Here is a 15,107-nt window from a genome sequence, read left to right as displayed (position 1 = left end):
GCGCGCGCATGTGCACGCCCTGCACCGCTTCTGTGATCTCTCTGCTGCCGCGGCCCGCTTCTGCTGGAGTGCGAGGCAGGCCCAGCGCGCTGCGGCGAAGGGCCTGGTGTATTGCCTGGACGGCCTCGACCACACCATTGTCTGCCGTCCCCAGCCCCTCATAGCCGCGATTCACTGTGCGCACCGCCCCTGGATCCTCCACCTCCATCACCAGGGAGGCGGAGAGGTCTCCCAGGCCATCCCGGGCGCAGTCACAGTCAGCCAACTGGCGTCTTTCGTCTCCCGCCCGGAGAGGGCCTGCTGACCTGTGCTGGCCCTGGTGCCGGCATGCGGCGGTCCCAGGGATCTTGTGCGGCTTGGCAGCAGGAAGGGTGGATTCCGGCCGGACCGCTGGCCTGGTGGGGCCGGGGAGGGGAAACGGAGCCTTGAGCCACCGCGCCAGTCCCCGACCTGCGAGGGCTGCCAAGAGCTTGTCTGTACCGCGCGCTCTGGGGTGGCAGGCGAGGCGCAGGTGGGCTGCTTCAGGCCGTCGCAGCGGGGGCCGGTCGAACGCTTGTAGCGGTGAGGACGTGCTGATCCGCCAAGGGGGGCGTGAAGAAACGCGCGTCCCCGAAGGCGCCTTCTTGGCCACCAGTGCCTCCGCGCGGCTTTGCCCGTCCAGCCAGCCCCCTCAACCACTGACTGCCCCGCAGCACCGGTCCTGAGCGGCGCACCGCCTCCTGGCTGTGCGCCGCAACGCGCTGGGCGTCAGCCCAACATGCTGCCGTTGCGCCCTGAACGACCCTGCACGCCTGGGCACCCCCATAGCGCCAGCCGCAGACCTGCCCTAGCGTGGAGGCAAACGGGGCATGTGCCGTTCCACCACGGCAGACGGGGACACCCGGCCCGAACCGGCCGCCGGCCCGGACCCGCCCTCACAACACCTTGGCTGTCGCCCTCAGCGGCGACCGACGGCCCCATTACCACGATTGTTGAAAGCTGCTGTACCGGGACCGCCAACGGGGCGAACTGCTCCAGGGGCGTGGCGAAGGGGGCATCCGCCAAGGCACTTGCGCACGTTCTGCCCTGGGTCATCTGTGCCTCCGCGCCCGGCAGGTGGTTTCAGAGCCGGAGGCCACCACCGGCAGGCGTTCTGGCCGCCCGGCAGCGCTGATGCCTGCGGATGACTGGCTTGCTGCACAGTCTGGACGCAGGGCCGCCGACAGTTTCCTGCGGGCCCCTCATGGCCGCTTGCGTTCCCTGTTCTGCCGGGCTGCCGATGCCACGCTGATCTAGATCCGGAGGTATGCCATGTCCTTGTTGGCGGAGGCGCACGGCGTTGTGCGTGACTACAGCACGACTTGGTATGAGCCGGTCATCGCGATGCCTCCCGGGCTGAACGAGGCGACGTCGAGCGCCTACTTGTGCATGCGGGCGATCGACGAGATCGAGGACCATCCGGGACTTGCCGGAGCCACCAAGGCAGCCTTGTTGGAAGCGACCAGCCGTTTACTGCAGTCCAGTTTCACCCGGGCCGACTTTGCCGCAGCCTACCGCGCGCACACCTCGGTACTGCCTGAGGTGTCGCTCCGTATCGGTGACTGGGCTGTTCTGGCGCCGCCCGAGATCGCGCCCCGGGTACTGGAGACGTTCGCGGCGATGGCCGAGCGCATGGCGGACTGGGCCCGCGCGGGCTTCCGGATCAGCAACCGGCAGGATCTGGACCGCTACACGTACGCGGTCTCCGGCACGCTGGTGCTCATGCTCTCAGACCTGTGGGCCTGGCACGACGGGACGCGCACCCACCGCACGCACGGCATCGGCTACGGACGCGCACTGCAGTCCGCGAACATCCTCATCGACCGCGCCCGCGACATCGATCGCGGCGTGGACTTCTGGCCCGCCTCCTGGCGGACCGACGACATGGTGCGTTACGTGCGTACGGAACTCGTGCTCGCTGAGCAATATGTGAACGCACTCCCCAAGGGTCCCGCCCGCACCTTCTGCGCACCTGCCTTGCGGCGATACCAGCAAGCCATCGACGCGCAGTGGGCGGCCACCCGCACGCCGCAGGCACCCGCGAACGGGGGACCCCCGACGTGACATCCTCCCCTTCATTCATCACGATCTGCTGCGCCTTCCTCAGCCGCCAACCGGCGCGGCGCAGAATCCGAGGGCTGTCGATCACCGTGCCGCTGCGCAGGACGGCGTAGTGGTCGTGCCCACGCCGAAACCGACCTCGTCGGCCACCGGCTCCAGGAACTCGGTCTCGGCTTCCACAACGACATTCGCGCAGAACCGGCCGGACGTCTCCTTGATCACGGTCACGGACGATGCGGCGGACGGCAGCGGTCTGGACCAACGGACCTGCACGTCACCGATCTTCGCCGGGTGGAGACGGCCGTTGTCCCGCAGCCGGAATCCGTTTTTGGAGAACCGGACCGGCCGGCGGGTCTCCCGATTCAACGTGAACCGCGGCAGACCCGTACGGCCGCCCCGCCGCTTGCCTGGCACCGACACGAAAAAAAGCTGGTTTACGCGGTGTTCAGGTCCCCCAGGGAGGACTGCAACCCATCCACAGACACCTCCATGAGCCACGCCCGCCCGGGCGTCCGCTTCGCCTCGGCGATCACCCGGCGTGCCAGCTCGCCGGTCGTCATACACGACCTGTCCTCCTGGCCGGAGGCTTCGCGGCCGGCCAGCGCACCGTTGCAGACCATCCCGGCGCAGCCGAACGTACGGGCAAGCGCGATGCGTGGCCCGGCGCCGGCTCGATCCGGAAGGAGTGCCGCAGATCCATGCGATCACCTACCGACCGCCCCTGACCCAGCCAGGGAGCGGACCGGCCTTCTCTGCCCTGCTCCGCAGACGCTTCACTCCCTCCCACCGATGAAGCCGGGGGGATCCACGAAGGAGAACCGATGGACCGCCTGCACCCCACTCGTGCGCGGAACGCGGAGGCAGAGGCAGATACGGCAGGGCGGACTGCGGCGCCCGGGCCGGCTCCGGATCCTTCAGGTCTGCTCATCCCGCCGCTGTCCCTGCCCTTTTCGGCCCGCCCCCACCCGGCTGCACAGGAAATCTGTGAGGAGACGCTGCAGTGGACACGCCAAAGCGGTCTGGTCCAGCCGGGCGAGCAGGAGCGGTGCCTCACCGACAGCAGGATCGGCCTGTCGTTCCCCAGCGTGGTGCCACACGGTGACGCCGATGCGGTGCTGCTCGGCTCGTGCATCAACATCTGGGTGACCCTGGCCGATGACCAGATCATGGAAAAGCACGGCCGTCCTGGCGGCGCGCTGGCCCGCGCCATGGGGCGCCTCGTACAGTTCGAGAGCATCAGCCGCGCCGTGACCAGCGATGCCACCGCTCCGGGACTGCCGCGTGCGCTGGCTGGACTGAGCCAGCGGCTGCAGCGCATCGCCGCTCCGGACCAGGTCCTGCGCGCCCAGCGGCATCTGCTGCAGTACTTCATGGGACTGAGTACCGAAGCCGCTTACACCCACAGCAACACCACGCCCACGATCGCGGACTACACGCGGGTCCGGCAGCTCACCACCTGTATGCCGCTGTTCTTCACCCTGGCCGAGGTTGCCCGTGGAGTGCACATCCCCGCCCGCACCCTGATGCAGCCTGAAGCACAGAAACTGACGGCACTGGGAAGCTACCTGATCGGCGCCATGAACGACATCATCGGCCTGCGCCGGGACCTACAACGCGGGGACACCTGGGTCCACGCACGCCTGCTCGTACAGCACCACAACTGTACCTACCAAGAGGCCGCCGACCTGCTCGCCGCCGAATTCCGCCGCCAAGTGGACGAGTTCACCACGATCGCCGACGCTTGTTGCACCACGGACCCACAGTACGGGTCTGCGTATGCCGACATCGTCCGGGATGTCGTCGCCGGCTACATGCACTGGGCCCAGCTCAGTCCTCGGTACACCCTCGATGCTCAGCACCAGTGAACCGCCCCTACCCAGTAGGGGCTCGCGGAGAATCGACGTGTTGCTGCTCGGTGGCGGGCCCGTTCACCTTGTACGGGTTGTACGGGTCCTGCCCGATGAGATGGGACAGCAACTCCCCATCCAGGCCGGAGTGTTGTTTGCGCACCGGGAACAGCGGCAGCGCCGTCTGCCGAGGGAGGCGAGGCCCGGATCACGGGCCTCGGTGGCATCCCCGGCCGTTGCGCGGGCGGCCCAGGCCGGCGAGACGACGGGGCCGCAAGGGTGTCGACGAATCGGGTCCGGCGAGGCGCCGTTGGGTCGGCTGCGCAGGCCCGGTGCGGGTCGCAAGCGGGCCGTGGGCCTTGATCCGGGTCTGTGGTCGGGGCTGCTGGCTCTGGTGGAGCCGGGCCCCCGTTGATCCGGTCTATTCGGCGATGCGGGTGCGGTAGGACCAGCGGTAGACGGCGAGGCGGTGACCGTCGTGTTCGGTGGTTTCCCCGGTGGCGACGAAGTGTTCGCGGCCTCCGCACCAGGTGATGCTCACTTTGTCCGTGGGTGAGTCGAGGCGGTGATGCCGGTAGGCCGCGGGGAGATCGTCGGGGCCTTCAACCAGGAGGGCGTGGGTGAGGGGGGTCATTGTTTTCCTCCTTGTGGTGTTGCCGGTTGCTGCTCGCAGAGGGCGTGTCGCGTACGAGGGGGTGTGACGTGGTGGGGCGGTGGGGGCCGGGCTTGGTAGGTGGTGTCTCTTGCCGGCGGCGTGTCGAGCAGTTGGCGGGCGATGGCTGCGGGGTGGGTGGCCGGGCTTGTGTTGATGTGGACGGGCCGTAGCTGCGGGTGGCGGGCGGTGAGGGTGCGGAGCAAGCGGGTGATGGCTGCGTGCTCAGGGCTGGTGGTGGTGTTGGTCGGGGTGGGCTGGAGGTAGCGGGTCAGGACGTAGAGGCGGGGTGGGCGGGTGTGCCGGTCGGGCAGGCGGCGGCTGAGGCGGGTCAGCCAGCGGACGGTGGAGGGGGTGGGGTGGGCTTGGGCGGGGTTGGGGTGTGTGTGGGGTGGGGGCGGGAGGATGGCTACGACGTGGGCGGCGCCGGTGAGGCGGCGGATGAGGGCGGCGCCGCCGATGATGGTGCTGCGTTTGCCCAGGCGTTCCAGTTCCCGGCTGAGCTGGGCTGGCAGGCCGTCCGCGTCGGTGGAGTGGGCGGTGGTGAGCAGGAGCCAGGTGTCGGCCGGGGGGAGGGTTGTGGGGCTGTGGGCGGGCGGCTGCGGCGCGCGGTGCCCTGGGGCGGGGGGCTTGGGGCGCTGGGTGTGGGGGTGGCTGCCGTGGCTGCGGCCCCGCCGGGCGGTGGCGGGGCCGCGCGGGTTGCTCAGGCGGCTTCGCGTGATCATGTGGGCCTCTTTTGCCGGGGTGTTGTGGCGTCAAGCTGGGGGTGCGGGTGTGAGGGGGCTGGCCGGTGAGCTGGTGGAGCAGGTAGCCGGCGGGGGCGGCGGCGGTGGGGTTGGTCCACGGCGCGGTGTGGGGGAAGGTGCGGTGCGGGTTGCGTGGGGGCCGGTCGGTTCGTTCCGCGGCGCGCAGGGAGTCCGGGGTGGGGAAGGGGCAGTGAGGTGCCGGCGTGGCAGCGCCCCTTCGCGAGGGCCGGCTCGGGCCCCGGCGTACGCCGGCATCTGGCGGGAGGTCCCTTCCGGGAGGAAGAGTGCATGGGGGATGGTGCGGGGCGTGGTTCGCCCGGCTGGCGGCGGTCGGTTTCTTGGAGAGGCGGGAGGGGGTGCTTGGGCCTGGCTGACGGGTCGGTGAGGGCGAGCACGGGTGGATGCTCACCTCGCCTCGCGTGTGCCTGGCGGGGAGTGATGAGGCTTATCGCAGTGCCTCCACTGTGCTGACGATGTCCTTCAGGGTGCGTTCAGCCCGCCACTGGTCGGCGCCGAGGGACATGGTGAAGCGTTCTTGGAGGGTGAGGAAGAACTCGGCGACGGCGAGGGAGTCCAGTTCCAGGTCGGCCAGTGACGTGTCGGGAGTGATCTGCTGCGCGGGAATCCCGAACTTGTCGGTGAGCAGGGTGAGGAGCGTGTCGTAGACGGGTGACATGTCAGGTGCCTTCCGTGGCGGGGCATCGCGGGGGCTGTGGGGTTGTGGAGGCAGGGCGTGGGGTTTGAGGTCGGGCCAGGTCAGGGTGATGGAGCCCCAGGTCAGTCCGGCTCCGAACGCGGTCAGCAGGGTGCGGGCGCCGGGGCGGAGCACGCCTGGCTGGGCGGCGGCGTACATGGCCAGGGGGATGGAGGCGGCAGCGGTGTCGGCGACCTCGCGGATGTTGCCGTGGCGGTGGAGGGGGGCGATGTTGAGGCGGTCGGCGACGGCGTCGAGGATCCGCTGGTTGGCCTGGTGCCCGATGAAGACTTCGATGCTGCTGGCGGGCCAGCCGGCCCGGGCGAGCACGGTGCGGGAGGACTGGGTCATGCGGTGCACGGCGTGGGCGTAGAGCGGGGTGCCGCGCATCCGGAGGTAGAGCTGGTGGGGCGGGGGCGGGTCGGTGGCGTAGGGGTGGCGGGAGCCGCCTGCGGTGATGGCGGCGAGGTCGCTGCCGCTTCCGTCGGATCCGAGGTCGACCGCCGTGATCGCACCGGGTTCGTCGGTGGCGCCGCGCCGCAGGCATACCGCGCCGGCGCCGTCGCCGAACAGGGGTGCGGTGTCCCGGTCGGCGGGGTCGATGATGCGGGAGCAGGTCTCCGCCGCGATGACCAGCGGGCGCGCGTACAGGCCCGCCAGCAGCATGCCGCTGGCCACGGCGGTGGCGTAGATGAACCCGGAGCAGACAGCCGCGAGGTCGAACGCGGGGACGTCTGTCAGGCCAAGGCGGTGGGCGACTTCGGGGGCGGTGGCCGGGCATCGCCGGTCGGGTGTGGTGGTGGCGAGAATGACGAGGTCCGGCGCCCAGCCTGCAGCGGACTGCAGGGCGGCTTCGCCTGCGGCGGTCGCCAGATCGCCGGTGCTGACGTCCGGGCCGGCGTGTCGGCGGCGCTGGATGCCGGTGCGGGTGCGGATCCATTCGTCGGTGATGTCCAGGGCTGCATGGCGTGCGACGTCGTCGTTGGTCAGGATCTGCGGGGGAAGACAGGAGCCCAGGCCGCAGATCACGGCGGCGGGACGGGGAATGCTCACCTCGTGCTCCCTTCTGGGGGCCGCACACGGACAGGCTGATACAGGAGGTGCCGGCCGGGTTCGCCGACGGGCGCCAGGGGCGCTGCGCGCCGCCGGAGCAAACAGGGCCGGCCACGGGCTTGAGGTTGTTGCGGCGTGCGGAACCCGGCTGGGGGACGCGCACAAGGCGGTGCGGGTGCGGTGTGCCCGCGGCAGCGGGCGCGTTGGCGGCCGTCGTGTTCGCTGGTGGCCGCCAGGTGTTCGTGGCCCTGCGGACCCGGGGAGGGCTGCCTTTTGGGCGGGCGGGGCGGCGTGGCGCAGCCTCTCGGCGGCGCGCGGAGATCGTGGGGGCCGCGGGCCGGGTGAGCGCTGGGCAGTTGAACGCCTTTTCTTGTGCCTCGGGCACGGCCGCCACGTGGGTGCGCATGGCGGTGCTGGGCGGGTCGCCGCGGTCCGCGGTGCAGGTGCGGAGCGAGGCAGGCATCTGCTGGGGCGCGGTGGCGGGCAGGGGGCTCGTCCGGGTCCACGGGAGGGTCGCGCATGTCGGGCCTTTGGAGTGGTCGGGGGCGGGGAGTGTGCCGCGGCCCCCCTGTGGGGGAAGGCGGGGCGCGGCACACCGGGCGGTGACGGGTGTGGTGGGTTCGGGAGCTGCTTGTGCCGTTGGTGCCGTCGGGTTGCGGGAGGTCTTCGGCGGGGGCGGCCGGGCCGGACGGTGCTGGGCGGGATGCGCAGGGCCGTGCCGGCGTGGCCGGATGTGCGGGCGGGCGTTCGCCGGGCCGGGGCCGATGGTGTGGGAGGCGGGGCTTGGGGAGGGGGCCCCGTGCCGGGCCCCCTGCGGGTCAGGGGGCGGGTGTGAGTGTGAGGAGGTGCTGTCCGGTGAGCTGGCCGAGGAGGTAGCGGGCCAGGGCGGCGGCGGTGGGGTTGGTCCACAGCGCGGTGTGGGGGAAGGTGCAGTGCAGGTCGCGTTGGAGCCGGTTGCGTACTTCCGTGGCGCGCAGGGAGTCCAGGCCGAGCATGGTCAGGGAGGTTTCGGCGTGGCAGCGCCCCTCTTCCAGGCCCAGGGTGGTGGTGATGTGCTCGATGATGATGCCTTCCAGGAGGCTGTGACGCCGCTCGTCGGGGGCGGCGCGCAGGACCGCCAGCGCGTCGTCGCCACCACTGCCCGGCCCGGCGCCGTGTTCGGTGGGGGCCAGGTCGGTGAAGTAGGCCAGGTCGGCGGTGTCGGGGTAGGCGGCGAGCCACTGGGCGGGGTTGAGGGGGCTGTAGCCGGTGCGGGTCCGGTCGTGGCGCAGGATCGTTTCCAGGGCGGCGATGCCTTCCTCGGGGCCGATCATGGTGTGGCCGAGCTGTTCGAGGTGCGCTCCGCGGCCGTGCTGGGCCCAGGCGCCCCAGTTGATGGCGGTGGCGGGCAGGTTCTGGGCGCGTCGCCAGGTGCAGAACTCATCCATCCAGCCGTTGGCGCTGGCGTAGGCGCCTTGTCCGGGGCTGCCCAGGACGGCGGCGATGGAGGAGAAGGCGGCCCACCAGTCCAGGGCGAGGCCGGCGGTGGCGCGGTGCAGGTGCCAGGTGCCCTCGGCTTTGGGACGCCAGACGCGGGTGAGGAGGTCGGGGGTGATGTTGGGGGCGGTGGCGTCCTCGATGACGGCGGCGCAGTGCAGCACACCGCGCAGCGGGTAGCCCGCTGCGCGGGCGCACTCGACGAGGTGGTGGGCGGTGGCCGCCTCGGCGAGGTCGGCGCACTCCACATCGACGCGGGTGCCCTGGGCGCGGAGGCTGTCGATGAGGCGGGTGGCTTCTGCTCCGGGCTGGGAGCGGCCGGTCACAACGATGTGGGGGGCGCCGCTTTCGGCGAGCCAGCGGGCACAGAGCAATCCCAGGCCGCCCAGGCCGCCGGTGATCAGGTAGCTTGCGTCGCGGCGTACCACGGTGGTGTCGCGGGGGCGGACGGGGAGGGTGGTAGTGCCGTGTTGGGGCCAGGTGAGGACGAGTTTGCCGGTGTGCTGGGCTGCGGCCATGGTGCGGAAGACCTCGGCGGCGTCCTCGATGGGCCGGCAGGTGACGGGCAGCGGCGGCAGGGTGCCATCGGCGAACGCCGCCGCCAGCTCCGCGTACAGGCCGGCGATGAGACCGGGGTCATTGCGCAGCAGCAAGGGCATGTCGATGCTGGCGAAGGTGATGTGGCGGCGGAAGGGCAGCAGGCTGAGCCGGGTGCCGTTGTAGATGTCGCGTTTGCCGATCTCCAGGAACCGGCCGTGGCGGGCGAGGAGGTCCAGACTCGCACTCTGGGCGGGCCCGGTCAGGGAGTTGAGGACGACGTCCACGCCCCGGCCGTGGGTGAGGCGGCGGATCTGCTCGGCGAAGTCCAGGCTGCGCGAGTCCATCACCTGCTCCACGCCCAGCTCGTTCAGGTAGGCGCGCTTGGCTTCGCTGCCGGCGGTCGCCCACACCTCGGCGCCCAGGGCGCGGGCCACGTTGAGGGCGGCCAGCCCGGTGCCGCCGGAGGCGCTGTGGATCAGGACGCTCTCCCCGGGCCGCATCCGCGCCTGGTGGTGCAGGGCGTACCAGGCAGTGAGGTAGGCGGTCGGCAGGCCCGCGGCCTGTTCCAGGGACAGGGTGGGGGGAACAGGCAGGGTCCAGTCGGCGCGGACCCGCACGAACGACGCCATAGGCGTGTCCCAGGCGACCGTGGTCACCCGGTCGCCGACGCGCCGGCCGGTGACCCGCTCCCCGACGGCGGTGATGATCCCCGCACTGTCCGCCACGGCAGCCGCCGCCGGCTCTCCGGGTACGCGCATCTCCGGGTAGTAGCCCAGGGCCATGAGGACGTTGGCGTAGTTGAGGCTGGTGGCGTGGACGTGGATTTCGACTTCGTCCGGGCCGGGCGGCGGGCGGTGCCCGGCGGTCAGCCGCAGGGAGCCGAGGTCACCCACGTGCTGCTGGTCGAGAAGAACGGCATCGCCCGCCCAGTCGATCCGCGTGTGCCGTTGGTCGTTGGCGGTCAGCGGGCGGGTGCACAGGCGGGCGGTGTAGCGGTGGCCGCCGCGGTGGGCGATGTCGTCCTGAGCGTCGGGGCAGGCCAGCAGCTCCCGGGTGATGTCGTCGGCGCTGGTGGCGGGGTCGGTGTCCAGGACGGTGGGGCGCAGCTCGGGGTGTTCGTAGCTCACCACGCGCAGCAGGGCGCGCAGCCCCGACTGGCCGAGGCGGGGGATGTCGCCGGGCAGGACCTGGTGGGCGGTTGAGGTGATGGCCCACAGGCGCGGCGGGCTCTCAGCGCTCTCGGCGATGAGGGGCTGGACGATGTCCAGCAGGAGCCGTTCGGCGTGGTGGCGGGCGCGGCCGGGTGCGCCCTCGTCCGCGGTGTCGTCGGAGTCGAACAGGACGGCGATGCCGTCCAGCGGTGCCAGAGAGGACCTCAAGCAGTCCCGCAAACGGGTCAGGGCTGGGCCGGTATCGTCGGTGTCCTGCTCGTGCTGGTGCGTGGTTTCGGCGGGCGTGGGCAGGGCGGCCAGGATGGTGGTGGCGCCATGGGATTCCAGCACGCCGGCAACCTCCCGAGCGGTTTGTGTGTCGCCCGCGTCCACCACAAGCCACCTGCCACCAGCGGTCGGCGCGGGCCCGGGCTCCGGCAGAGGTGTCTGTTCCCAGCGGGTCTGGAGCAGGCGGCTGTCGAACTCCTCCTGGGGGGAGCGGGCCGGGAGCCGCACGAATTCCGCGCCCTTTGCTGTGGCCAGGACGTTGCCGTCCGCGTCCAGGAGGCGGAGGGCGGCGGTGGCGTGTTCGTCCGTTGTTCCCGGCTCCAGGCGGGCGTGGCAGTAGCGGCCCCGGGTGATGTCCCCGAACAGGCGCACCTCACCGATGCGGGAGCCCAGCAGCACGCCATCGGCGGGGGCACGGGTGGCGAGCCATGCCATCAGGAACGCCTGGACGCAGATGTCCATGGATGCTGGGTGCCAGTGCAGATCGCGCACGGGTGGGCGGGCCGTGTCGGGCAGGACCAGTTCGGCGAGCAGGCTCATCTCTTCCTCGTCTTGACGGTGGTTCAGCCGCAGCGAGCGCAGGCCGGCGAACGCAGGACCGTAGTCCACCCGGAGGTGTTCGCGTACGCGTGCGTACAGCTCGTCGGCGGACTCCTCCTGTGTGTGCTCGGCGCGCAGCCTGTCCATGTCGGCGGGCGCCGGGGTGGCGACGGGATGGTGCGACAGACGGGCGGTGGCGTGCACGGTCCTGCCGGTAGCGTCGGCGCCGGGCACACTCAGCTCCCATAGGGCGCTGTCGGCTCCGGTGGTGGTGGCCTGCGCGGTCACCATGACGGGTCCGGTCAGTGGCAGGACGTTGCGCAGTTCGAGGTCCCGCACGCACACGGCGGACGGCTGGGCCGCGAACAGGTCGGTGGCGGCGGCCAGGGCCATCTCACACATGGCGGCGCCAGGCAGCACGGCGGTGCCGTCCACACGGTGATCCTCCAGCCACGGCAGGTCAGCGGTGTCCAGGACGTTCTGCCAGTAATGGGTGCCGTCCTGCCCCGGGTCGGCCACATGCGGGCCAGTCAGAGGATGCACCCTGGGCGGGGTGAGGCGCGCGATCTCATAGTGCTCGCGCTCCCAGGACGTGGGGGGCACATCGGCCAGATCAGCCTGCGGATAAAGGCTCTCCCACGCAACGGGGTGGCCGGCGCAGTGCAGTTCGGCGAGCCCGGCTGCCAAGGCGGCCGGGGTGCCGGCGTTACGGCGCAGGGAGGCGACGAAGGCGGTGTCGTTGATCCCGGCATGGTTGAGGGTCTCGCGCAGGGCGTGCCCGAGCAGCGGGTGGGGGGAGATCTCCATGAACACCCGGTAGCCATCCGAGGCCAGCGCCCGCGCGGCGGAGGCGAACTGCACCGCCTCGCGCTGGTTGGCCGCCCAGTAGGCGGCGTCCAGCACGACATTGGCGCGCGGGTCCTGGCGCACGGTGGTGTAGAACGGCACCACGGGCGGCTGGGCCACCACGTCCTGCAGGGCTTCGCGCAGGTCGTCCAGGATGATGTCCATGTGCCGCGTATGGGAGGCGACGTCCACGTTGACCAGCCGGGCGAACACATCGTGCTCCTGCCAGTAGGCGACCATCTCGGCCACCTGTGCGGCATCTCCGCCCACCACAGTGGAGGCAGGGGAGGCGATCACCGCGACGTCGACGCTGTCCGCGCCCTGCTCGGCGAGGTCGTGCTCGACCTGCTCGCGGGGCAGGGCGACGGAGGCCATCCGGCCTGTGTCTCCGGTGCGCAGGGCAAGGCGGGAGCGGCGGCAGATCACCCGGGCCCCGTCCGCCAGGTCCAGAGCGCCCGCCGTCACAGCTGCGGCTACCTCGCCCATGGAGTGGCCGACCACGGCGGCCGGGCTGATGCCGTGGGCCCGCCACATCGCGGCGATGCCCAACTGCACGGCGAACAGGGTGGGCTGCACCCGGTCGAAGCCCGTCACCTCTGCGGACGAGCCCAGCGTCTTTCGCAGGGAGAATCCGGACTCGGCGGCCACCAGCGGCTCCAGGTCATCGATCACCCGGGTGAACGCCGCATCGACGTCCAGCAGGTCCCGGCCCATGCCCGCCCACTGCGAGCCGTGCCCGGAGAACATCCACACCGGTCCAGGACCGGCATCTTGGAGCGCCGTCGCCTCGACCACGCCGTCCGCCGTCTCGTTCTGGGCCAGGGAGCGCAGCTTGTCCGCGAGCTCCTTGGCGCTGCCGGCCACCACTGCGGCGCGACGGCGCAGGTGTGAACGGCGGACGGTGAGCGTGTAGGCGATGTCCTCAAGCGTCGTGCCCTCGCCGTGCTGTTCCACCCAGTGGGCCAGTCGGGCGGCGCCGGCCCGGACGCCCGCCGCCGTCCCGCCGGAGAGGGGGAATATCTGCGGCACACCGGAACTGTCCAGCTGTCCCACCGCACCGGCCGCGCTCCGAGCAAGGGGTACTGGGGCCTGTTCGACGATCACATGGGCGTTGGCGCCGCTGATCCCGAACGAGGACACCGCAGCCAGCCGGGTCGGGCCCGGTACCGGCCACGGCACCGGCTGCGTAGGCACGAACAGGCGGGTGGAGTCTGCGTCGATCTGCGGGTTCCACCGCGTGAAGTGCAGCGACGCCGGAATGGTGCCCGAGCGCACCGCGAGGATCGCTTTGAGCAGCCCGGCCACGCCAGAAGCAGGCTCAGCGTGACCGATGTTGGTTTTGACCGAACCGAGTGCGCACCGGGCCTGGCCCTGCCCGTAGACAGAGGCGAGTGCGGCGAACTCGATGGGGTCCCCGACCTGCGTGCCAGGGCCGTGTGCCTCGATCATGCCGATATCGCCCGGCTCGACGCCGGCGCGGCGCAACGCCTCACGGAACAGGGCCGTCTGAGGCGGCGCGCACGGCGCGGTGAACCGGGTACCGTGCCCGTTCTGGTTGATCGCGGAGCCCCGCAGCACGGCCAGGATCCGGTCGCCGTCGCGGACGGCGTCACTGTGCCGCTTGAGCACAACCACGCCGCAGCCCTCGGCACGTAGGTAGCCGTCGGCATCGGCGTCGAAGGCCCGGGAGTGGCCGGTGGGGGAAAACATCGACCAGCGCGCGAGATTGGCGGCGGTCTCCGGCACCAGGTTCAGGCTCACCCCGCCCGACAATGCCAGGTCAGCCTCCCCGGCCCGCAGACTCTGGCAGGCCAGGTGCACAGCGGTCAGGCTGGAGGCGCACGTCGCGTCCAGGACGATGTTCGGGCCGCGTACGTCCAGCAGGTAGGCCAGGCGCCCCACGCCGACGCCGGCCAACCCGGTGTACAGGGCGTAGGGGTCGTCTCCCAACTTCAGGGGGCGCTGGCTGCGCACTTCGTAGTCGTGTGTGTAGATCCCGAAGAACAGGCCGGTCTGTATCTGTGAGCCCTTCAGGTGCAGTGGAGGGATGCCCGCGTGCTCCAAAGCCTCCCACGACACCTCCCACAAAAGCCGGTGCTGCGGGTCCACCCACGCCGCCTCCCGCTTGTTGATCCCGAAGAACTCGGGCTCGTAGGCGTAGATGTCACCATCGAGGAAGCAGCCGTAGCGCACCCGATCGGCCACCGGCTGGGCCAGCACCGCCAGTTGCTCCTGCGTCCACCGGTCGGCGGGCACCTCGCGCTCCGCTTCACGGCCCTCTGCCAGCAGCCGGTCCAGTGCCTCCAGCGAGTTGGCCCCGCCGGGGTAGCGGCATCCTGCGCCCACCACCGCAATCGGCTCATCGGTCGCTTCACGGCTTTCGTTCGTCATCAGCGGTCCTCTCCTTCACTGGTGTCCAGTCCGCACCGGCGGGGCGTTACACACCCGCCGGGGCCGCACGCCACCGCCCATGGTGTGCCTGCTCCGATGCGCCCCGGTTGCCCCCGCGACGCGCCGCTTTTCCTGCGGACGATGGATAGCGAACAGCCGATTACCCCAACAAGAGAGACCGCAGTCCGGAATTTCGGTACGGGAAGGAGTGCGAAGAGCGTGCAGAGAGCGCGGAAAGGAAGAAATACCAGCCCCCGCGCTCCGGAAACAGAATGCTGACACCCTTGCGCGCCGGGCGCTATAGCCGGAAAACGCTCCCCGAAGACTCACTGCCGCACAGCGTCCCGCTTCGTTCCCCGCATTTCCCACGCACCCCCGGCGTGCCGGAAACGCCGTGCATGCGCAGGGGCATGGTGCAGCACCGGGCAGCCCCTGTCTCCTGCGTCGCCAGGGAATGTGGTGGACGCCCGTGCTCACCAGCAGGGAACCCGCCCGCCCCGCCAGGCCGCGAATATCAGGCCAATTTCTTTATACGCCTTGCTGCGCAAGGGCGGCCCCTTGACAGCCCGCCACGACACGGCGTTAACGTCAAAGGGCCGGCGGGAGAGCGCCGGATCCATTCACAGCCGCTTCACGCACATACTGCGAGACGCGGCCGAAGTCTTTATCCGAGCATTTCCGCCGCCCCCTTGTGCCGTACGTCTGTGCGCAGTGCACTGCCGTGCGCGGTAACGGGCTAACGCACCACCTTCCCAGCTCCGCCCCGCAAGCGGGCAGCCTTCATGGCGCCCCGCCCGTGCACCA

General features: G+C 70.9%; 8 protein-coding genes. 2 read left to right on the top strand and 6 right to left on the bottom strand.

Annotated elements, in window-relative coordinates; genetic code table 11:
* The first annotated feature begins 1,290 nt into the window (after positions 1-1,290).
* Complete coding sequence (locus ABZ404_RS13550; RefSeq protein ID WP_358830808.1) at positions 1,291-2,082, top strand: squalene/phytoene synthase family protein; 792 nt, start codon at positions 1,291-1,293, stop codon at positions 2,080-2,082.
* An 81-nt stretch (positions 2,083-2,163) separates the two neighbouring features.
* Here ABZ404_RS13550 and ABZ404_RS13545 read toward each other — a convergent pair whose 3' ends face one another.
* Together ABZ404_RS13545 and ABZ404_RS13540 are read right to left on the bottom strand one after the other, a co-directional pair.
* The gene (locus ABZ404_RS13545; protein ID WP_358990386.1) at positions 2,164-2,301 is read right to left on the bottom strand and encodes a hypothetical protein; all 138 of its coding nucleotides are present in this window, start codon (positions 2,299-2,301) and stop codon (positions 2,164-2,166) included.
* A 212-nt stretch (positions 2,302-2,513) separates the two neighbouring features.
* Positions 2,514-2,639 carry a hypothetical protein gene (locus tag ABZ404_RS13540; RefSeq protein ID WP_358830806.1) on the bottom strand — a complete coding sequence of 42 codons (126 nt, stop codon included), beginning with the start codon at positions 2,637-2,639 and terminating at the stop codon, positions 2,514-2,516.
* Positions 2,640-2,900: 261 nt separating this feature from the next.
* Between ABZ404_RS13540 and ABZ404_RS13535 the strand changes: the two genes are divergently transcribed.
* On the top strand, positions 2,901-3,944 hold the full coding sequence (locus ABZ404_RS13535) for a terpene synthase family protein (RefSeq protein WP_358830805.1): 1,044 nt from the start codon (positions 2,901-2,903) through the stop codon (positions 3,942-3,944).
* Between the two features lie 403 nt (positions 3,945-4,347).
* Here the strand turns inward: ABZ404_RS13535 and ABZ404_RS13530 are convergent, their stop codons facing one another.
* From ABZ404_RS13530 to ABZ404_RS13515, 4 genes are all read right to left on the bottom strand, one after another.
* Positions 4,348-4,560 carry a DUF5988 family protein gene (locus ABZ404_RS13530; protein WP_358830804.1) on the bottom strand — a complete coding sequence of 71 codons (213 nt, stop codon included), beginning with the start codon at positions 4,558-4,560 and terminating at the stop codon, positions 4,348-4,350.
* Positions 4,557-5,303 (bottom strand): hypothetical protein, encoded by a 747-nt coding sequence (locus tag ABZ404_RS13525; RefSeq protein ID WP_358830803.1) that lies wholly within the window; start codon positions 5,301-5,303, stop codon positions 4,557-4,559. Before ABZ404_RS13525 ends, ABZ404_RS13530 begins: the two co-directional genes overlap by 4 nt.
* A 466-nt stretch (positions 5,304-5,769) precedes the next feature.
* A complete protein-coding gene (locus tag ABZ404_RS13520; protein WP_358830802.1) occupies positions 5,770-7,071 on the bottom strand; it encodes a beta-ketoacyl-ACP synthase 3 in 1,302 nt (433 codons plus the stop codon).
* Between the two features lie 818 nt (positions 7,072-7,889).
* On the bottom strand, positions 7,890-14,303 hold the full coding sequence (locus ABZ404_RS13515; protein ID WP_358830801.1) for a type I polyketide synthase: 6,414 nt from the start codon (positions 14,301-14,303) through the stop codon (positions 7,890-7,892).
* Between the last annotated feature and the right edge of the window lie 804 nt (positions 14,304-15,107).

It is taken from the genome of Streptomyces sp. NPDC005878, from assembly GCF_040629815.1.
GTDB lineage: Bacteria > Actinomycetota > Actinomycetes > Streptomycetales > Streptomycetaceae > Streptomyces.
This window is presented reverse-complemented; position numbering and strand designations above follow the sequence as displayed.